17 protein-coding genes and 2 tRNA genes are annotated in these 21,163 nt (G+C 42.1%); 3 read left to right on the top strand and 16 right to left on the bottom strand.

The window, feature by feature from the left end; translation table 11 throughout:
- Positions 1–24: 24 nt before the first annotated feature.
- Positions 25–1,911, bottom strand: a complete 1,887-nt coding sequence (locus BLS65_RS03255; RefSeq protein ID WP_170829986.1) for a methyl-accepting chemotaxis protein — start codon at positions 1,909–1,911, stop codon at positions 25–27.
- Positions 1,912–2,365: 454 nt separating this feature from the next.
- Here BLS65_RS03255 and BLS65_RS03250 point away from each other — a divergent pair, with 454 nt between their 5' ends.
- Positions 2,366–2,926, top strand: coding sequence for a hypothetical protein (locus BLS65_RS03250; protein ID WP_125869753.1), 561 nt, complete (start codon positions 2,366–2,368; stop codon positions 2,924–2,926).
- A gap of 58 nt (positions 2,927–2,984) precedes the next feature.
- Here the strand turns inward: BLS65_RS03250 and BLS65_RS03245 are convergent, their stop codons facing one another.
- The 9 genes from BLS65_RS03245 to BLS65_RS03205 all read right to left on the bottom strand — a co-directional run bounded on the left by BLS65_RS03245 (position 2,985) and on the right by BLS65_RS03205 (position 10,492).
- On the bottom strand, positions 2,985–4,202 hold the full coding sequence (locus BLS65_RS03245; protein ID WP_125869752.1) for an ABC transporter permease: 1,218 nt from the start codon (positions 4,200–4,202) through the stop codon (positions 2,985–2,987).
- 8 nt (positions 4,203–4,210) lie between these two features.
- The gene (locus BLS65_RS03240) at positions 4,211–5,383 is read right to left on the bottom strand and encodes an ABC transporter permease (protein WP_092435788.1); all 1,173 of its coding nucleotides are present in this window, start codon (positions 5,381–5,383) and stop codon (positions 4,211–4,213) included.
- A 4-nt stretch (positions 5,384–5,387) separates the two neighbouring features.
- On the bottom strand, positions 5,388–6,386 hold the full coding sequence (locus BLS65_RS03235; protein ID WP_092435785.1) for an HlyD family secretion protein: 999 nt from the start codon (positions 6,384–6,386) through the stop codon (positions 5,388–5,390).
- Complete coding sequence (locus BLS65_RS03230; protein ID WP_092435782.1) at positions 6,376–7,818, bottom strand: TolC family protein; 1,443 nt, start codon at positions 7,816–7,818, stop codon at positions 6,376–6,378. The genes BLS65_RS03235 and BLS65_RS03230 overlap by 11 nt, the downstream gene beginning before the upstream one ends.
- 390 nt (positions 7,819–8,208) lie before the next feature.
- Positions 8,209–8,282: transfer RNA gene (locus tag BLS65_RS03225), tRNA-Asp, on the bottom strand.
- Positions 8,283–8,316: 34 nt separating this feature from the next.
- Positions 8,317–8,390 (bottom strand) — tRNA-Asp (locus BLS65_RS03220).
- Between the two features lie 116 nt (positions 8,391–8,506).
- Entirely contained in the window at positions 8,507–9,040 is a 534-nt protein-coding gene (locus BLS65_RS03215; RefSeq protein WP_092435779.1) for an RsmD family RNA methyltransferase, read from the bottom strand.
- Positions 9,031–9,876, bottom strand: coding sequence for a DUF3822 family protein (locus BLS65_RS03210; protein WP_092435776.1), 846 nt, complete (start codon positions 9,874–9,876; stop codon positions 9,031–9,033). Before BLS65_RS03210 ends, BLS65_RS03215 begins: the two co-directional genes overlap by 10 nt.
- 13 nt (positions 9,877–9,889) lie before the next feature.
- Positions 9,890–10,492, bottom strand: a complete 603-nt coding sequence (locus tag BLS65_RS03205; protein ID WP_092435773.1) for a hypothetical protein — start codon at positions 10,490–10,492, stop codon at positions 9,890–9,892.
- Positions 10,493–10,578: 86 nt separating this feature from the next.
- Here BLS65_RS03205 and BLS65_RS03200 point away from each other — a divergent pair, with 86 nt between their 5' ends.
- Together BLS65_RS03200 and BLS65_RS03195 are read left to right on the top strand one after the other, a co-directional pair.
- On the top strand, positions 10,579–11,988 hold the full coding sequence (locus tag BLS65_RS03200; protein ID WP_092435770.1) for an ATP-dependent DNA helicase: 1,410 nt from the start codon (positions 10,579–10,581) through the stop codon (positions 11,986–11,988).
- A 157-nt stretch (positions 11,989–12,145) separates the two neighbouring features.
- The gene (locus BLS65_RS03195) at positions 12,146–14,797 is read left to right on the top strand and encodes a C10 family peptidase (RefSeq protein ID WP_092435767.1); all 2,652 of its coding nucleotides are present in this window, start codon (positions 12,146–12,148) and stop codon (positions 14,795–14,797) included.
- 91 nt (positions 14,798–14,888) lie between these two features.
- Here the strand turns inward: BLS65_RS03195 and BLS65_RS03190 are convergent, their stop codons facing one another.
- From BLS65_RS03190 to BLS65_RS03165, 6 genes are all read right to left on the bottom strand, one after another.
- Positions 14,889–15,305, bottom strand: coding sequence for a secondary thiamine-phosphate synthase enzyme YjbQ (locus BLS65_RS03190; protein WP_092435764.1), 417 nt, complete (start codon positions 15,303–15,305; stop codon positions 14,889–14,891).
- Between the two features lie 14 nt (positions 15,306–15,319).
- Positions 15,320–17,059, bottom strand: coding sequence for a phospho-sugar mutase (locus BLS65_RS03185; protein ID WP_092435761.1), 1,740 nt, complete (start codon positions 17,057–17,059; stop codon positions 15,320–15,322).
- A gap of 2 nt (positions 17,060–17,061) precedes the next feature.
- Positions 17,062–17,934: a dTDP-4-dehydrorhamnose reductase gene (gene rfbD, locus BLS65_RS03180; protein ID WP_092435758.1), complete on the bottom strand. Its 873-nt coding sequence runs from the start codon at positions 17,932–17,934 to the stop codon at positions 17,062–17,064.
- 77 nt (positions 17,935–18,011) lie between these two features.
- The gene (rfbC, locus tag BLS65_RS03175; RefSeq protein WP_092435755.1) at positions 18,012–18,569 is read right to left on the bottom strand and encodes a dTDP-4-dehydrorhamnose 3,5-epimerase; all 558 of its coding nucleotides are present in this window, start codon (positions 18,567–18,569) and stop codon (positions 18,012–18,014) included.
- Between the two features lie 69 nt (positions 18,570–18,638).
- Positions 18,639–19,580 carry a UDP-glucuronic acid decarboxylase family protein gene (locus BLS65_RS03170; protein ID WP_170829985.1) on the bottom strand — a complete coding sequence of 314 codons (942 nt, stop codon included), beginning with the start codon at positions 19,578–19,580 and terminating at the stop codon, positions 18,639–18,641.
- Positions 19,581–19,725: 145 nt separating this feature from the next.
- A complete protein-coding gene (locus tag BLS65_RS03165; RefSeq protein ID WP_092435749.1) occupies positions 19,726–21,051 on the bottom strand; it encodes a UDP-glucose dehydrogenase family protein in 1,326 nt (441 codons plus the stop codon).
- Between the last annotated feature and the right edge of the window lie 112 nt (positions 21,052–21,163).

The following is a 21,163-nucleotide window of genomic DNA, read 5'->3' as shown; positions in this document are numbered from 1 at the left end:
TGTTACCTTGAAAATTCAGCTATTCTATGTATTGAAAAACTCAACTGAATCCTGAAGGTTCGCCGATAGCTCCTTCATCCGCTCCGATGAGGTGGCAACCTCTTCGGCCGATTGGCTATTTTCGTGGCTAATGCTGTCCAGTCGTGCAATGGTTTGGCGTATGCTGTTTACTTCGTCCATCTGCTGGTTATTTTTTTCGGCAATTTCCGAAATCAGTTCGGCCGTTTTGCTTATCTCGGGGACCAATATCTGCATTACTTCCCTTACTTCATTTATAGTAACCATGCTCAGCTTCGAGAGTTGAACAATTTCGCTCGCTGCTTCTTTGGAGCGTTCTGCGAGCCTACGCACTTCGGCTGCCACCACTGCAAATCCCTTTCCATGTTCACCGGCGCGTGCGGCTTCCACCGCTGCATTAAGCGCAAGTAGGTTGGTTTGGAATGCTATGTCGTTTACAATTTGAATTTTCTCGGCAACTTGCTCCATTGCTTTGGTTGCTTTCTCTGAAATTAAGCTGCCCTTATCTATCGACTTCACGGCCTGAAGCGATATCTCCCTTGCCCTTTGAGCCGAGCGATTGCTTACCTCAATGGAGCCCGAAACGGTTGATACGGCATCGTTAACCTTTGCGGTGGAGTCTATAATGCTTGCTGCACCCGAATTTAGTTTTTCCGAGCTATTGCTCATCGATGTTCCTGCAATGGTAATATCGTCGGTTGCTTCCTTTATTCTGCTTATCAACTCCAGCAATCGACCTGCCATAGCGGTAAGCGATTGAGCCAAATTACCAATCTCATCATGGCTATTATCTTCAATCTTTATGTTCAGGTTTCCTTCGCTTATCTTGCGCGCAAACCCTACACCTTTATCAATACGTGTGGCAATTTGGTTGGCAAAGGTTGCGGTAATAATTGCCATAAGTAACAAGCCTATTATTCCAATAACAATGATCCATCCAATGGCTGCATTGGAGGTTTTAAGTATATCTTCAATATGAACGATCACGCCCAAGCTCCAAGGTGTTCCCGAATTTTTCACCTCAATAGGAACCATATACACCATTACCTCTTTCCCGGTATCGGTATGGCCTGCGGTAAAGTTGAATGATTCACCACGCTTGATTTTGCCAGATATATCGTATTGTTTATCTTCAATAGCGTTTATCTCCGAAAACTTTTTTGCTAAAACAGAGGTATCTGGATGCGATACATATACTCCTTCGTTGGAAACGAGGTAGGCGTAGCTGTTGTTGAATAGCTTTAGGTTTTGAATTCGCTGTTGTAGCTCATCAAGAATAATATCGCAGCCAACCGTTCCTACAAACTTATTTTTATAAACTATAGGGCTAACTATGCTCGTCATCATCACGCGCTTATCCATACCTTTTCTATACGCGTAGAAATAGGGCTCCAGCACCGATGTTCGACTACCATCTCTTAAATTCCAGAGGCTATTTGCCGACAGGTTTGTAATGCTGGCTGTGTCGTGTTTAAATAGAATGTTGTTTCCATCTCTATAGTAGTTGAATCGAACACGACCAATTACTTTTGAGTTAGGGCTGTAATCTGCCAGATCATAGTTTAACCACAGCGCGTTGAACTTTGGTGTCTTAACCAGTACGTCGTAAATCATTTTGCTATGGATGGATTCACGCTGCGCTACTGGAAGTTCTAAAAAGCGATCAAATGAGTTAGCTAATGTTTGGGTAACCATTAGGTCGTTGTTTAACTGATCTTGAACGCTTTTGCCACTCTCAATAATTGCTTTGCTTACCAACTCTTTTGCCTCTCTGATGGTTTCGTTCTTCATAGATACGATTAGGTAACTAAAAACGGAAACATAAATCAGAGTAGAAACTCCGATTAGGAGAACAAACATCTTGGTCCGTAGCTTCATGTTAGAAATCTTCATATAGGGAGAGTTTTTTTTACTAAGTTGTCTAAACTCATACGTTGATGTGTGGCTTTTGTTTTTAGTGTTTAAACAAGTTTGCATTTATTCTGTGGTTATTCTAGTTTTAACTGTGCCTCGAATCATAAGGTAGCGTTCGATTGGAGGTTGGCTTGGCTCTTTTAGTGATTAGAACTCTTTTTGTTTTCTACTTTCTTTGCTAAAGTTTTAGCGCCATTCTTCATGATGCCCCTGCATAAATACAACAATTTTCGTGATTATTTAAAGTTGGTTTTAATATTTCCACATCCTTCATATATGCTTACACTAAAACGGTTGATTCATGCGAATAGAAATGAATGGGAAAAAAGTTGCAATTGTCACCAATTTTCCATAATTTGTTTTTGTTTCGGAGTCGTAATCTATATGATAAATACACCAATAAGCCTCAACAACCAACCAAAGAATCCCCGTTATGACCATGCAAATTAAAGGAACTGCCGTAAAGTCAATTAGCGATTTTGTTCGCAAACAATACCCCGCTCGTTACAATGAGTGGCTTAGTAGTTTGCCATTAGCCAGTTTTAATCTGATAAAGGATGGGGTAAATGTATCAGAGTGGTATCCCATGCGCGAAGCCGCAATTTTTCCAACAGCTCGTATTGGAGAACTGTTTTTTCAAGACACAGAGAAGGGAGCTTGGGCATGTGGGCGGTATAGCGCTGAAGTGGCATTGACTGGTGTTTATAAGCTGTATGTTAAGTTTGCTACGCCAGGCCATATTATTGAGCGAGCAAGTCGTGTTTTTGCCGCTTACTATCAGCCTTCAGAACTTGTGGCTACAAATTTCAAGAGCAAATCTGTTGAGGTAATAATAAAGAAAATGCCGCTTTCGCATCCGGTTATTGAGCATCGAATTGGAGGTTGGATGGAGCGAGCACTTGAAATATCGGGATGTACTGGCATAAAAGTAGAGATACCCAAATCCCTTACCAAGGGAGCTTCGGAAACTGTATTCTCTGTATCCTGGAAATAAATATGCTTTCCCAAAAAGAGAAGACTAAACTTGTGGGGTTTAGTCTTCTTTTTTTTGCTTACTCTTCTGTTGTATTATCCATTTCAAGCTGTCGTCGCTTTATAAAGCGCTTGGTCATGAAGCAGGCAAAGGTAAAGTAGCCTATTGTTAGTATCCAGAGATGAATCCAGTCCTTTAACACGCTCGAAAAAGGAGCCCCCATTAAGTTGAGTTTTAAAATTCCTCTAACTCCCGGTGTGCTTGGGATAAATTGCGCAATGGCCTTTATCCATATGGGTAGGGCTTCGTATGGCCACGAAATTCCGGTGAAAAAGATAAAGGGAATGGAGGTAAATACGAGTATCAACATGGAGTGCTCTCTATTCTTGTATAGTGAGGAAAGTGCCATGGCTAAAAAGATGATAGATAGTAGAAATGGGAGCAGGAAAAGGATCATGCTGAATATGTCGGCCCTATGTGCGTAGTTAAACACCTTGGGCATTATCCCTAACGCATATATGGCATTGGCAATGTAAATAGTGAGGTATGCCGCCGCTTTCCCAAGAACGATAGGAATAGATCCCCCCTTTTTGTTGCCCACCGGTATTAAGAAGTGAAAGCGTTTCCGTTCACGTGTAGTGCCCCCCAGCATTCCAATTCCTATGAGTAATGTTTGCTGAAGAACAAGGGCAAGCACTCCAAGCATAACGTAACTCGCATATCCTTCGGAGGGGTTGTAGAGTGCATTGGTAATAACCGGAATCGGCTCTCGTTTGTTCATGGCTTGGTCTACTGGCACTCCCTTTGCCATCAATTTCTTTATCTCCACGCCTGCGCTATAGGTGCCCACAGCGAATGATGCTCCCTTAAATACCTGCTTGTAGTATAGAAAGTATGCCGCATCGCAGTATACCGAAACACGGGTCTGTCTCCCGCTTAGGATATCCTTCGAAAATTCCGAGGGAATAACGATTACTCCATGCACTTTTCCCTGATAGAAAAGATTTTCGGCCTCGGCAAGGCTGTTCGGTTTTTCGGCTAGCCTAATAAATTCGGATGCGTCTACCATTCGCGCAAGCAGTCGGCTTTCCGATGTTTTGCTCTGATCGACCAACGCTACAGGAACCTCTTTAACTACCTCCTTGGCGTAAACATAGCCATATAGAACCGGATAGATTAATACGGCTCCGACAAAGATGAGCAGAACACCGGCATCCGAGAAAATATTCTTGAATTCTTCTCGGTAAAAGAATGCCAGATGGTCGAAACCCTTATATATTTTATGAAATCTTTTCATACGATTGATTAGTGTTTTCCCCACATTTCCTCATTCTTCATCGCTTTTTTTAGCCTGAAAATTGCCAATGAAGGAATCGCAATAAAAAGGATGAGTGCCACTAAGCTGGAGGTGGAATAGTAAAGGGGGATTCCTTTCACTCCCTGATCAATGAATATCCTTAGGTAGTGAGTAAAGGGAAACATATAGGCGAAAAATCGTACGGCCAACGGCATAGCCATGATTGGAAAGGCTAGGCCGCAAAGCGAAAATGCTAATGAGGAGTATGCCATTCCAAAGCTCAAGGATTCGCGCATATTGGCCCGAAGGCTTATGAATAGTATCCCAACAGCCTGATAAGCCACTACAAAGAGGAGTGTTGCTATAAATATCGTAAATGTTCCGCCTTTGAGTGGCGTCTGAAAATACCGAAAAATAAGCATGTTCATAAAAATGGCCACGGCCCCAAAAAGGATGGTGTAGGGGAGGAGTTTTCCAGTAATTGCCACCCACGCTTTACCTCCGGCCATGTCCAACCATTCCCCGGCTGTATGCTCCTTAAGCTCAACACCAATGGCATAAATTGTCATCAGGAGAACAAACATCTGGAGCATTATCGGCAGCATGGAGGTGGTAATGAAGTACTCGTAGCTCACAAATGGATTATAAAGCACATGGGTGTCGAGTGTAACCGGACCCGATGATTCTTTTGCCTGCTGAAGCATTTCGCCTGCCTGCATTTTACCCACTACTTTTATTTGTGCGCTAAGAGTTCCTACTGCCATTCGAATTTCTTTCGAAATAGAGCTGCCCGCCGCCAGATTGATGTTGTTGTAGTATAGAACCACCCCAGGAGCATCGCCCCGATAGGTGTTTTTCTCGAATTGAGGCGGAATATAGACTACTGCGTAGCATTCCCACGCTTCAATTAGCGATTTGGCTTGGTTTAGGCTCTCAACTTCTTTAATAATAGCTACCGATGGGGTTGCTGTAATGTTTCGAACCAGCTTGCGCGAAAGTTGCGAATGGTCCTGATCCACAAGAACTACGGGTAACTTTCTTGCAACGCCTTCATTAAATAGCGAGGCGAAAAGGTAAAAGGTAAAAAGTGGTAGCAGCAGCGTAATAATGATGTATATCTTATTCGATAACATCCTTCTTACCTCGCGTCGGGCTACCCGTAGAATGGTGTTCCCTATCATATTTTTAGTTCTTAGCTGATAAGCTATCCCAGTTTACAAGGGCGCTCATACCGGGTCGTAGCCCTTCCGTTTTTTCGGTTGGGATAGCCCTAACCTCAAATGTTTTTTGGTCAAAGTCGCCCGATGTTTTCGTTGAATGCCATGTAGCAAAGTCTCCGAGCACCTTCATGTAGTTTATCTTAAGGGTTATTTCCTTGTTGCCCAGTGCAGGGAATGAAGCCTTAAATTCATCGCCCATTTTGATCTTCGCAATCAGGTCTTCGCGAAGGTTAAAGGTCACCCATATATCCGAAAGGTCGACCAAGGTGATAATGGGAAAACCGGTACTTACCAATTCACCGTTCTCGGAGATGATAGTAATAACCTCACCGTCGGCAGGTGCTTTTATAACTGTTTCGGCAAGGTAGCTACCCACCTCTAGCACTACGCCGGAAGCTTGATCCCAAATGGCACTGGCTGCATTTTTATCTTCCTTACGAGCGCCCTCTTCGGCCATGTTATACTGGGCCTTGGCTGCTGTTTCGGTTGTTTTGAATGCCTTCATATTGGCTTCAGCTTCATCTAACTTTTGAAGCGGCACAACACCGTCGTTGTAGAGATTTTTAACGCGTTGATAGGTTTTGTCGGCTAAGTCCGATCCTGCTTTGGCTTTTTGCCACATGTTGAAGGCGGCTTCAACATCTTGGCTGCGGGCACCGCTGTTGGCCTTGTCGCGCTGAGCGCCTGCTGCACGTTGAGCGGCTTGTGCTTGTGCCATTTTGGCTCTAATTTCCGGACTATCGAGAAGGATTAAGGTATCACCTTTTTTTACGGTAGCTCCTTCTTTTACTAGAATCGCTGCAATCCGTCCCGGTAGTTTAGATGCCACCTTTACCTCTTTTGCCTCAACTTCACCCTGTATGGTTAATGGGATCGGCTTTAGCAACACCCAACCGGCAATGGTTAGTAATACTAAACCGATAACGATACCCGAAATAACAAAGAAATTTCTTCTATTTTTCATAGCGCTCCTGAATTGCGTTAGTTTGATATTTTTCAATTTGCTGACTTTGACCGCTTGCTTCAAGGAGCTGGGCCAGAGTAATGTCGTAGTTGTAAATTAGGTTTAATCGTTCTATTTTCACCTTAGCAAGGTTCAACTGAGCATCCACCACATCGAGGGAAGTTGCAAAACCGGCAGAAAAGGATTTTTCTCTAACCCTTAAATACTCGTTTGCAAACGCTAAACTTGTCTCAATGGACTCCAGCTGCTCTTGGGTTTTCATGAGTTGGCTATACAGGCTGCTTACTTGAACCTGAATATCGGTTTTTGCCTTCTCTTCTATATTATCAACTCTTTTTCCAAGACTTCTAGCTGCTTGAACTTTTCTGGTTCTAGCCAATCCGTCGAAGAGGGTGTAGTTTAAACCAACACCAACAAACCAGTCGGGAACTAAACTATTCATGCCATTGCTATATAGTTCTTTGCTTCCCATCAACGCGATGGTGGGAAGGTAGTTTTCCTTTTCCCCTTTTATTTTCAGGTCGATTAGCTCTTTGTTCACGGCCACCTGGCGTAATTTCGGATTATTTGCAAGTGCTTGTTGACGAAAGAAGTCTGCGCTTTCAATGTTGGTGGTATAGAATAGTCCAGAGGTTGGATATACAATTATTGGTCCCCCAAGGGTGCTTGCTAATGCTGATCTTACAATGTCGGCATCGCGAACCGATCCTTGCAGTGCGCGGAAGGCTTCTGCCCGATATACTTCGGCATGCAGTTTCTCTGCTGAAGCGATCATTCCGTTTTTGGTCAAACTTTCGGCCTGTTTTACATGGCTTTCCATTCCCGTTAAAACTTCCTTTCGAACCGTAATTACATCCTCAGCCAGGCGTAACCCATAGTATCGGGTTGTTAATTCTGTAATTAAGCTTGCCGATTGTTCGGTTAACTTTTCCTCGGCTTCCTTTACTCTTACCGAGGCAGCTTTATTTGCAGTTCTGATTTTTCCTCCAGCATAAAGTGGCATAGCAGCACCAACCGAAAGTATCCCAAACTTTTGCTCCTGAAGCGTGTAGCTGTCAGGCACTTTTGTTGCAAGGGCGCCAATGTATGGCTTCAGGGTGGGAGGGAGAGCTGCCGCAAAATCGCTGATCCCTGTCTTTAATCCTGTTAAATCAAGGCTTACATCATCATCAAGTATGGTATACGCGCCGATGAGTTGGATTTTAGGCATAAAGAGTCCCTGCGTTGCCTTTTTGTCGTATTGTTTTTCCTTAACCTCTTCGTTGGCGGCCCAGATCAACTGGTTTCCGGACTGCATCTGCCGGAGCGCCTCACCAAATGTCAGTCTTGTAGTATCAGACGGTGTTACTTCCTGCGCCGAAAGGCTAAAAACCGCCAGCATTGGGATAAGAAGCAATCCAGATTTCGTCATCCACCCTTGTTTTTTTTTCATTCCAGATATATGTTTGTGATCACTTTTTCTTGGTAAAACGATTCGTTTCGAGTGATGTAAATGACAGTTTATCACGAATTATATGAGTGAAAAATTGTCATCGAAACGTTTTTTTCGACGTGCAAAATTAATATGTATTTTGATAAGAATGACAAAATATGTATATATTTTTTTTGAGATAGAGCAGAATAGCTGATGTGGTAATGTACATAGGCTAAAAGAAATACTGGTAATGTGTTTCGTTTAACGAGATGGGGATCGTAAGGTTTCGTTGTGAGTTTGTGCTGGAGGAGGGAGTCTGGGTTGTATTGTCAGAACGGGATCGGGTCGTGGTAATCTGAACTGCCTAGTATAAAAGCAAAAAGCCTTCCTAAAATAGGAAGGCTTTTGCGGTCCGGACGGGACTCGAACCCGCGACCTCCGCCGTGACAGGGCGGCATTCTAACCAACTGAACTACCGAACCAATAATTTTAAGAACTTTGCTTACCGCATTTCTGCGGTCCGGACGGGACTCGAACCCGCGACCTCCGCCGTGACAGGGCGGCATTCTAACCAACTGAACTACCGAACCAATAATTTTAACTTTGCTGCGAGAAAACTCTTGTAAAGCCTTTCCTGTTTAGCGATGCAAAGATAGTTACTCTTTTTATTTTTGCAATACCTAGGGGGCAAATAATAAAAAAAAACTTACTTTTCGAATATGGAAAAGTGAACTTTTCCGTAGAGCCTAGATTCCCTATAATTCGGCATACCGCTAAAGTCAAAGGAACCAGAGTGTTCTACTATAAGCCATCCGCCATCTGCCAGTAGATCATTTTCAAAGGTAAGGGTTGGTATCTGGTCAATCCCGTCAATATCGTAGGGCGGATCGGCAAAAATTAAGTCATACTTTTTCTTGCAAAATTTCAAAAACTGGAATGCATTATGCTTTACTGGGTGTATTTGATTAAAACCTAGGTCTTTGATTGTTTTTGCAATAAAAGCATAGTGTATTGGGTTCATCTCTACCAAATCGACATCTAGGCACCCTCTAGAGGCAAATTCGTAACTTATGCTACCCGAGCCGCTGAATAGGTCCAGAACTTTAACCTCTTCAAAGGAGAAGTAGTTCGTCAATATATTAAACAACCCCTCTTTTGCCACATCTGTTGTCGGACGGGCATTGAAGTTTTTGGGTGGCGCAATTTGTTTGCCTCTAAAACTTCCGGCGATTATTCGCATGTGGCGCTGTAAAATAGATTTGCAAATTGAGCTTGTATCCGATCCTCTATTTTGTAGGAAAGTGTGAAATCTCCTATATAAGGATCGTTGATAGTGTTGGAGTAAAATTTCTTTAGTGCGGGTATAATTGCCAACCTTTCTTCGGTGGCCCCGGCCAACGAAATCATAACCTCTGAATGCTGAAAGGCGTTGAGCGCATTTGCAATATGGTATAGCACATCGCTGGGCGACTCGTACGTATAGGCATTTAGAAGAAGCAATTTCCCATTACTAAATATGGAAAGATCAAAAAAACTTTCGTTAATGTGAACACCCACAAAGCAGGCATGATCGCGGTGATCTTGCTGAAGCCGGCTTAAGAATGGTGTTACCTGCGGCATTAACCTTGCTGCGGGGTAAATACTCTTTATCTTTGAGACTATAGCACTCGGTATACTAAATACCAAGGTAGAATCTTCAATGTTTGTTTGGCTAAAGTGAATCTCATCCAAGTCATCAACAGCATGTGTCAATGATAGAATTTCTTTCGCTTTCTCCGGTAATAATAGCGAGGTTGGTACCAACGTGAAATTTGGTGTAACGTAAATTACGTTCACTTTGGCCGGTTCCTTTGGAAGATGTTCTTCCTTAATTATAAGTTGGTATACCGCTTCGGCGAGTTCTTCCGAGCCAATTGGCCTATTTGCATACTGCAATTGCTTAAAAGCTACAATTTTCTCTTGCTGCTTGTCTGCTATGCAAAATGAAAATCCATCCGGACTGATCCGGATGGATAGACAATATGCGTTTATGGAATTAAGGTCGTAAGTTTCGTCAACTTTCTCTATATTATCCATAATTTAATAGGTACTATTCCCAGTTTCCTGCATTATTGGTTGCCTCTGTGAGAGAACCTACCATAATTCCAGGATACTTGTCTAGTGCTTTTTTCTCTTCGTTGATGTTTACAATCAATTGACGATCGAGACCCTTTAGGAGAATATCGAATGGTACTTTGCATTCAAACACCTTAATTTTCACCTTCGATCCAGTTTCAAGGACACCTGCTGCGAGTTCGAATTGATTTCTGCCTCCAGTAAAAGGAACAAAACGGAGCGAATCTGCATTTTGGTTGCGGAAAAGAGAGTCTTTTACGCTGATTTTGATCTTTTCGCGGGAAATCATTTTTTTTGCAACGGCAACTGAATCTTCCTCTGATCCTATTTGCTTAATAACAACGAACGAATCTTTGTTAATGAAGTTAATCAAGGAGTCGAAGTTTCCGGTGTAGCGCTCATATTTAGATTTGAATGCTACCTGAGCAGTTCTAATATCTTTCAGACGCGAAACCGTTTTGTTATAACGCTTATCCATTTCAGTTTTAAATTTCACGGGTTCGTTAATACTAACAACTAAACGATATCCGAGAAATACTATAAGCAAAAGCAGAATGATTTGAATAGCTCTTTTCATTTATATTAGAATTAGGTTATGTTTGCGTGCAAATGTAAAAAAAATTAAATTCTGTCCGATTTTTCTTATCCGATTTCTTCTACTTTATGTTAAAAAAGCATCTTTCGAACCAATTTGTTGAAGCATTGGGCTACATACCGACCGATGGACAGCTCTTCCTGTTCGAAAAAGTCGCTGAATTTATTGTCGAGAACCAAGATTCGGATATTTTTCTGGCCAATGGATATGCTGGAACCGGGAAAACATCTGCAATTGGGTCGGTGGTTAAGGTATTGGAAGGATACAAACAAAAGGTTGTTCTGTTGGCACCAACCGGACGGGCGGCCAAAGTTTTTGCGCACTATTCGAATAAAACGGCATTTACCATACATAAGCAGATATATCGCCAAAAGGTTGCCGCTGATGTGCAAAGTATGTTTCTTCTTGATCGAAACCCACTCAGTAATACCATTTTTTTTGTAGATGAGGCGTCTATGATTTCCAACACAATTCCTGATCAATCTGTTTTTGGAACCGGAAATTTACTCCGGGACTTGGTGGAATACGTTCGGAGTGGGAAAAATTGTAAGCTTATTCTTATAGGTGATGATGCTCAACTTCCCCCGGTTGGGCTTACCCACAGCCCTGCGCTTGATCTGGAGGTTATGCGTATCTATGGGAAGATTTACAGTGTTCAATTAACGGAAGTTGTTCGGCAGGTTGGTGATTCCGGTATTCTTAAAAATGCAACGTTGATTCGGTCTATTCTCCAACAGCAGGAGTTGCAGTTGCCCACTTTACTCTTTGACGGTTTTCAGGATGTAATTCCAATTAATGGTATGGAGTTGCTGGAATTGCTCGAAAATGCATTCTATGAATATGGTGGCGATCAAGTAGTGGTGGTTACTAAATCGAATAAGCGCGCCAACATATATAACAATGGTATAAGGCAAAAAATCCTTTTTCGTGAAGAGGAGTTGTCCGTTGGCGATGCCATTATGATCGTAAAGAACAACTATTTTTGGACATCGGAGGTGGATGAGTTAAGTTTTATTGCGAACGGTGATACTGCCATTGTTGAAAGAATTCGAAAGTATGAAGATCGTTATGGTTTTCGATTTGCAAACGTTTCTTTGCGCTTTCCTGATTACGGTGATCTCTCTTTGGATGTGAAAATAGTGCTAGATACCCTGAGTTCCGAATCGGCATCCCTCACCTTTGAGCAGAGCAAGATGCTATATACTGGCGTAGCCGAGGATTATGCGCATCTGTTACTTAAAAAGGAGAGATGGCTTGCGGTTAAAAATGATCCATACTATAATGCGCTGCAAATAAAGTTTGCCTATGCCATTACGTGTCACAAAGCACAGGGCGGTCAGTGGCCAGTAGTATTTGTCGATCATGGCTATTTTACCCAAGAGATGCTTAGCATCGATTTTATTCGGTGGTTATACACTGCAGTAACCAGAGCATCAACAAGATTATATCTGGTGAATTTTGATAAAAAGTTTTTTTAGAAGCCGACTGGATTACGTTTTCTTTGAATGTCTACTTACTTTTTTGATGAAAAGTATTACTTTGCATCCCTTTACTTATCTGAATGTCAAATTCAGTATCCTTCTGTGATTTTTAACTTAACCCAAATAAACACCCACCCCCTAGACCATCTAACAAATGAAAAGAAAGTTTTTACTAAGCACCGCGCTGCTTTTTCTTATTAGCGCCATAATTCATGCTGCTCCAGTTTCTGTAGATTCTGCAAAAAAAATAGCATTTAGCTACTTAACTCATCAATCAAGTCGAGCGTTCTCTTCTGATTTCAATGTTGAAGTGGTTAAAGATGGAGGTGTTGCCCTGTTTTATGTTTTCAATTTTGAGCCAACAGGGTTCGTTATTGTTGCTGCCGATGATGCTGTAATTCCCGTGTTGGGATACTCTTTTGAGAGTAAATTCGATTTAAATCGGCTTCCAGAAAATGCGAAGAGTTGGTTTGACGGCTATAAAGTTCAAATCAACAACATTGTTAATTCACGATTAGATAATAGTATTACTAAAAAGGAGTGGACACGGATTGAAGCCAATCGTTTTTCCCCAAACAGAAGTAGTGTGGCTGCGTTGTGTACCACTACTTGGGATCAAGGCCAATTCTATAATGCAGCGTGTCCGTCCGATGCAAGTGCCCCTGCTGATAATGATGGCCGCGTTTATACTGGTTGTGTTGCTACTGCCATGGCTCAAATAATGAAATACAATAAATATCCAGCCACGGGTATTAGTACCCATTCCTACACGCACCCCACCTATGGTATTCAGTCAGTTGATTACGGGGCATCAACCTATAATTGGAATGCAATGCCATCGAATGTAACAAGCCCCAATGCGGAGGTGGCCAAATTGATGTATCATTGTGGTGTCTCAGTCGATATGAATTATGCAGTGGATGGATCTGGAGCTCAATCGAGTAGGGTTCCTAATGCTCTAATTAGTCTATTTGGTTATTCTCCTACTGCAGAGATGAAGGAGATGAGCGATTTTTCCGCCAGTGGTTGGATTAGTTTGTTAAAATCCGAATTGGACGCTGCTCGACCAATGTACTATGCAGGTGATGACGGTGTGGCTGGCCATGCTTTTGTTTGTGATGGTTATGATGCAACCGATAAATTTCACTTCAATTGGGGTTGGTCGGGGTATGGAAATGGTTTTTTTGCAATTGGAAGCCTCAATCCAGTAGGATCAACCTTCAATCAAGGTAATGAGGTTGTTGTTCGAATTAAGCCTGCATCAAACGCCCCCATTGCAAACTTTACTGCCAGTGCAGTTTATCCTGAAGTTGGTGGTTCTGTTAGTTTTACGGACAAATCAACACTGAATCCTACTACTTGGACTTGGACTTTTGAAGGAGGAAGTCCTGCAACCTCAACCGATCAAAATCCTCAGAATATTACCTATGCAATCGCTGGATCGTATCTTGTTTCATTGAAAGTTACTAACGCTTCTGGTAACGATATAAAAACTATGTCGAAGTATATTTTGGTAGGTGGATCATCCGATGCTTGGATAAGGCAAAATACTGGTTTCACAGCTGAATCGAGAGGGATTGATCAAATCAAGATAGTTTCACCACTTATTGTATGGGCAAAGGCCTATGATGGAACAGGAGATAATGCTAATGTTCGGGAGTTTACTCGAACTACTGACGGTGGGATAACTTGGACACCAGGGGTTGTAAGTTTTTCTGGAGTTGAAAGTTATGGTCTTTCCAATATATTTCCCTTATCCGATTTGGTTTGCTATGCATGTATGAATCCGGGTGAGTCTTCTGGTGGCAAGATCGTTAAAACTATTGATGGAGGTATAACCTGGACTGAGCAAAGTTCTGCCACCTTTGATGGTAGCTGGGCTAACTTTGTTCACTTCTTCAATAATAATGATGGTGTCGCAATGGGAGATCCTGCAACGACAGATTTTGCAATCTATACCACCAGCGATGGTGGAAATAATTGGCTTGCATTACCAGATGCTAATATCCCAAATATCGTATCTGGAGAAGCTGGCGTCACCAACATGTATTATGCGGTTGGTAATACCATTTGGTTCAGTTCTAATAAAGGGCGGGTTTTTAAATCCATAGATAAAGGGTTGAATTGGACTGTTGTTTCTACAGGACTTACAAATATTGCTGCGTTATCCTTTAAGGATGCCAGTACAGGTTTTGCGATTCTTAGTGCTGCTCCATACACCATTAAAAAAACTATGGATGGCGGATCTAGTTGGTCCTCTTTGGCTCCAACGGGTTTTTTCGTAAAAGCGTCGCATTTCGCCTTCCTTAAGGGAACTGATGCAACTTGGGTTGATGTGAGTTCTGGGCCTATTTCAGGCTCATCATTCTCATTAAATGATTGTGCAACCTTCAATAATATTGATACTGGAAAAGTTCAATATACCGAAGTCGAATTTCTTGATAGAGAAACTGGATGGGCTGGTAGTTTTACTAAAAGTTCAACTATTGGTGGAATTTACAAATGGAATTATAAATGGTTAGTTACTACTGATGTAGAACCAATTATTGCGGTTGCTGATAAGATGCGTATTTATCCTAATCCGGCTAGCGGATCGGTGTATGTCGCCTTTTCTAATGGTGAGGAACACCCAAGTAGTATTATTATTTACAATATGGTTGGATCGAAGGTTCGGGAGATTGTTCCAAGCGAAGTGACGAGCCCTTATTCTCTTAATATTTATGGTTTGAAAACTGGAATTTACCTAGTTTCCGTGGTAAAGGAGGGTCGGATATTGTCCACTCAACGCATCAGTATTATTGAATAACTTCTGACATAGTATAAAAAGGCAAAGGGTTGATTCACTGAATCAACCCTTTGCTTTTTTGTGTAAAATCTCAATGGAGAACTCTGAAATACTATTCTCCAATAATCTTAACCAGCACTCGTTTTTTTCGTTTACCATCAAATTCGGCATAGAATACTTGCTCCCACGGTCCAAAATCGAACCGCCCCTCTGTAATGGCAATTACTACTTCTCGGCCCATGACCGATCGCTTAAGGTGAGCATCGGCATTATCTTCGAAGCCGTTGTGCTTATATTGGGTATGTGGTTTTTCCGGCGCCAATTTTTCCAACCAAATCTCCATGTCGTGATGGAGCCCGCTTTCGTCATCATTGATGAAAATGCTTGAGGTTATGTGCATGGCATTACACAGGAATAATCCTTCCTGAATACCACTCTCTTCCAAGCATTGCTCAAGAGTAGGCGTTATGTTAATGAACTCACGCCTGGTTTTTGTTTCAAACCAGAGTTCTTTTCTATAACTCTTCATCGATGGACTAGCTATTAAAGATTCAACTCTTTTATTATTCTCTCAACCTTCTGATCCAATTTGTTCCACTCCATCTCAAAATCAGCGATGGAGGAGAGGTTTCCTTTAACCCCAAAGTAGAGTTTAATCTTGGGTTCTGTTCCGGAGGGACGGATTGATATCTTAGTCCCATCTTGGACGATTAATTGCAAGACATCCGACTTGGGTAGGGCAATTGAGTATCGCAATTGGGAAATTAAATCGTAGGTGCTCTGCTTTTCGTAATCGTGGATAAGCATAACGTTGCTTCCATCAATGGTTTCGGGAGGTGCCTGTCTAAACCGTTTCATCATCGAGGCAATCTCCTCCTTTCCTTCCTTTCCCTTCTTGGTAATGGATACTAACTTTTCACGATACAGTCCAAACTCGCTATATATTTTCAGAAGGAGATCATATAGGGTAATACCTTTACTCTTGGCCCATGCAGCCGTTTCTGAAATCAAGGCGCAAGCTATTACGGCATCTTTATCGCGTACCATATCGCCAACTAAGTATCCATAGCTCTCTTCGCCCCCAACGATAAACTTCTTTTTGCCCTCATTTTCCTTAATAATGTTGGCAATATATTTGAATCCAGTTAATACTTCAATACATTCCACACCAAAGTGGTTGGAGATGGTCGAAAGCAAGTCTGTTGTTACAATAGTTTTTACTGTGAATTCCTTGCCAGTGAGTTTGCCTTTTCCTTTTGTTTGGGATAGAATGTAGTAGAAAAGGAGGGAGGCTGTTTGGTTCCCATTTAACAGGATCATTTTCCCATGATTATCCCTAATTGCAAGACCAACGCGATCGGCATCGGGATCGGTTGCCAACACGATATCGGCACCTATTTCATCCGCTTTTTTTAGTGCTAATGCTAGCGCTGCCGGTTCCTCAGGATTAGGAGAGATTACCGTTGGAAAATTTCCATCGAAGAAATCCTGTTCACTTACTCGATTTACATTGCGAAATCCAAATTCAGCAAGCGTTTTTGGAACCAAATCTTTTCCGGTTCCGTGAATGGGGGTGTAAACAATCTTAAGGTCGCTCTGGCTGGCAATAATTGCCGGATTGATCGAAAGCTCCTTAAGCGAACCGATATAGATGTCGTCGAATTTTGAGTCGAGCGACCGTATATTCTCCAACTTTCCTTGAAATTTAATCTGATCAATGGAGGTAATGCTATTTACCTCTTTAATTATATTGGTATCGTGTGGCGCAATAATTTGGCCGCCATCTTCCCAGTATACTTTATATCCATTATACTCCTTTGGATTGTGCGACGCTGTAATAACAATGCCGCTTTGACAATCCAACTTGCGAATTGCATAGCTCAACTCCGGTGTTGGACGCGGACCTTCAAAGAGGTAAACACTAAATCCATTTGCCGAAAATATTTTGGCGGTAGTTTCGGCAAATAGCCTGCTATTTATGCGTGTATCGTGTGCTATTGCCACTCGAATCTCTGGTAAATGGCTAAACTGTTTCTTCAGGTAGTTAGATAGACCTTGGGTGGCCATACCGAGGGTGTATATGTTCATTCGGTTGGTGCCAACACCCATAATACCGCGCAACCCACCTGTGCCAAATTCCAGCTGCGTGTAAAACGATTCCATTAACTCTTTGGCATCATTTTCCATCAAAAACTTAACCTGATTGCGGGTTTCCTTGTCAAATGAGTCCGAAAGCCAAAGGTTGGCTCTTTCGTTTACCAAATTTTGTAGGCTATTTTCCATGGCTATATCTTTTTATCTTTCAGTAGCAAGTTAAGGCATTTTATCAAACTTTGCTCCCAGTGTGGTATCTCTATTTTGAAGGTCTCCTTGATTTTTTTCTTGTTCAGAACACTGTAGGCTGGTCGTGGAGCCGGTAGGGGATAATCGGCTGTTTCGATTGGGTTTACTTGGCATGGACTGCCCGAGAGTTGCATTATTTTTCGAGAGAAGTCATACCAGCTGCAAACACCCTCATTCGAAAAGTGGTATATACCCGAGTATGAATCGGTTTTTATGCCGATTTTTATAACCATCGAAATCATTGCCTTCGCTAAGTCGTGGGCCCAAGTGGGGGTTCCAATCTGGTCGAAAATAACCCCGATGCTCTCTTTTTCTTTGCCTAATCGGAGCATTGTTTTTACAAAGTTGTTGCCGTATGCGGAATAGAGCCACGAGGTTCGGATTACAATACCTCTGTTTCTTAAAACTTCCACTTCACCCTTTAGCTTGCTTTCTCCGTATGCGCTTTGGGGGTTTACTTGGTCAAACTCTTTGTAGGGAAGGTGGTTTGTTCCATCAAAAACATAATCGGTAGAAACATGCATCATTCCTATACCCAACTCTCGGCCTAGGGTTGCAAGAAGTGTAGGTGCATCGCAGTTCACCTTCATCGCTATCGCACGTTCCAATTCGGCTTTATCTACCGCGGTGTATGCAGCACAATTGAGAATCCAGTTTGGTTTGATATCCTTGAGGTAAGGTTCAACCTGATCCTGATTTGTAATATCAAGTTCCTGTATATCGGTAAATATGAATTCCAATTCAGGGTAAAGTCCTGCAAGATTTCTTAGTTCTGTACCAAGTTGACCATTACCACCAGTTACTAGTATCTTCATATTGAATGAGTTTGTTCTATTTCTCGTATTTTAATTTCACACTAATGTAAGATGTCGGGAAGAAAAGGTCTCTATTCCTAGGAAAAAACAAAGTTCAACTCGGCATTCATAAAGGTTGGATGTACCTTATCCTTCGCCGAAACTAAAGTTTTATCCAAAGGGATTTGCCAATCGATAGCAAGTTTTGGGTCGTTATACATAATCCCTCTTTCTGCCTGATGGTTGTAGAGTGTGTCGCATTTGTAGAGCACAATGGCATGGTCGCTCAAAACGGAGAACCCGTGTGCAAATCCCTTAGGAACAAGGAGTTGTTTTCTGTTTTTGTCCGAAAGTTCAACCGAAAAATGTTGACCAAATGTCGGACTCCCTTTTCTAATATCGACGGCCACATCGAGAATATTTCCGGAAATAACCCGCACCAATTTCGATTGTGAAAAAGGTGCCAACTGGTAGTGCAACCCACGTATTACTCCGTATTCCGATTTAGATTGGTTGTCTTGAACCCAAATATGGTCTACTCCAGCATGCTCAAACGCATCGGAGTTGTAGGATTCAAAAAAATAGCCTCTGGAATCTTCAAATACCTTAGGAGTAATAATCAGTAGGTCTGAAATGCCCGTTTTAGTAATTTCCATTTTCTCCAGTTGTTGCTTAAGCCGAAGTGCTTAAATATTGGTTGTTTCGTATTTATACTACTACTATTACTACTTGTTCAGCAGATTTTTAAAGTAGAAGATAGTTTTCTCGAGACCTTCCTCCAATGGAATTTTTGGCTCCCATCCATCCAACTCATTCTTTGCTAGGGTAATATCGGGGCGTCGTTGGGTCGGATCGTCTTGAGGAAGTGGCTTAAACGTTAACTTTGATTTTGAGTGGGTGAGTTTAAGAACCATTTCGGCTAACTCGAGCATGGAAAACTCCACCGGGTTACCAATATTAACCGGCCCGGTAAAACTATCCTTGGTGGCCATCATTCGAATCATTCCCTCAAGTAAATCATCGACGTATTGGAAACTCCGTGTTTGCTTTCCTTCTCCATAGATGGTAATGTCTTGACCATTTAAGGCCTGCACAATAAAGTTTGATACCACTCTGCCATCATTGGGATGCATCCTTGGTCCATAGGTGTTGAATATTCGGATGATTTTTATTTTTACATCATTCTGTAGGTTGTAATTCATGAACAGAGTCTCTGCGCAGCGCTTACCTTCATCGTAGCATGATCGTGGTCCAATTGGATTTACATTCCCCCAGTAGTCTTCCTTCTGAGGGTGAACATTTGGATCGCCATACACTTCGCTCGTAGATGCCTGTAAAACTTTTGCGCGCAACCTCTTTGCGAGGCCAAGAACATTGATGGCACCCATCACCGAAGTCTTAACGGTTTTGATGGCGTTGTACTGGTAGTGAACCGGAGAGGCAGGGCAGGCAAGGTTGTAGATCTCATCTACCTCTACCACATAAGGGGTGGTAATATCGTGCCGAACTAACTCAAAGTAGGGGTTGTCTAACAGATGGATAATGTTTTGCTTAGAGCCTGTGAAAAAGTTGTCCAAGCAAATCACTTCGTTGTCTTCATTGAGCAACCGCTCGCAAAGGTGTGAACCAATAAATCCAGCGCCTCCGGTAACTAAAATTCTCTTCATCCTCAATAAGTTCTATAATAATTCAAATAAGGTAACTATGCTCTTTGTCTTTTCTTTTACAAGATACATATAGCTACGCTTTTAATCCAATACACAATACAATTATTATTCCGGTCAGTTTTCCCACTCCGGGGATTTACCATGCTTAAGCATTAGGCTTTCGTCCGATACAGTAATAAACGAATCCGTTACTCTTCATCTCTTCCGGTTCATAAATGTTTCGTCCATCAACAATCACATGGCCTCTCATTAGTTTTTTGAGCATAGGAAAGTTGAGCATTCTAAATTCGGACCATTCGGTAACCAGCAGTAGGGCATCGGCATCGATAGTTGCGTCGTACGCATCCGTGGCATATTCTACTATATTTCCAATGCGGTGAACCGACTCCTGCATCGCCACAGGATCGTATACTCTTACTGTGGCACCTGCCTCCAGAAGCATCTTGATGATAACCAAGGCTGGAGCCTCGCGCATATCGTCGGTATTAGGTTTGAAGGATAAGCCCCAAATAGCTATCTTCTTTCCTTTTAGGTTGCCGTTGAAGTGCTTGTTGATTTTGTGAAAGAGCACCTCTTTTTGCTTATCGTTGACCTCTTCTACCGATTTAAGAATCTTTAAGGAGTGTCCGTACTCGTCGGAAGTTCTGATGATCGCCTTAACATCTTTTGGGAAGCAACTACCGCCGTAACCGGCACCGGGATAAATAAACTTATTCCCAATGCGGGAATCGGAGCCTATTCCTTTTCTAACCCAGTTTACATCGGCACCCACCAATTCGCAGAGGGACGCAATGTCGTTCATAAAGCTAATCTTAGTTGCGAGCATAGCGTTTGCCGCATATTTGGTAAGTTCCGAAGATGGGATATCCATAAATAGAATTGGATGACCATTTAGAACAAAGGGCTTATATAGCTTCTCGAGCATGATTTTTGCTTCTTCCGACTCCACGCCGCAAACAATTCTATCGGGTTTAAGGAAATCTTCAATGGCATTTCCTTCCTTCAAAAATTCCGGATTTGAGGCAACATCGAATTGTTGGATAATGCCACGCTTATTCAGTTCGTCCTGAAGTGCTTTTTTTACTTTATGGCTAGTTCCCACAGGCACAGTACTTTTAGTAACCACTACCATGTAATGATCCAAATACATCCCAACCTCTTTTGCCACACCAAGCACGTATTTTAAATCGGCACTACCATCCTCATCTGGCGGAGTGCCAACGGCAATGAACAAAACGTCAGCATCAACAAGGCTATCTTTTAGGCTGGTGGTAAAAAATAGACGTCCTTTTTCGACGTTACGTTTTACCAAGTCGTCTAACCCAGGCTCGTAGATTGGAATGATGCCCTTTTTTAAATTAGCGATCTTTTTCTGATCGATATCAACACAAGTAACGGTTACTCCTGTTTCGGCAAAGCAGGTTCCGGTTACAAGTCCTACATAACCACTGCCAACAACTGAAATCTTCATACATCAAAACTTATTAGCGATTCTTGAGTTAATGTCTTATTTTGGTGTAAATTTACTCTTTCCCGCCAAGATTGCAATTACAATGTGACTTCAAATAGTGCTATTGCTTCTC

This window comes from Williamwhitmania taraxaci, assembly GCF_900096565.1.
Lineage (GTDB): Bacteria > Bacteroidota > Bacteroidia > Bacteroidales > Williamwhitmaniaceae > Williamwhitmania > Williamwhitmania taraxaci.
Note: the sequence above shows the minus strand (reverse complement) of the source record. Positions and strands in the feature narration are given on the sequence as shown.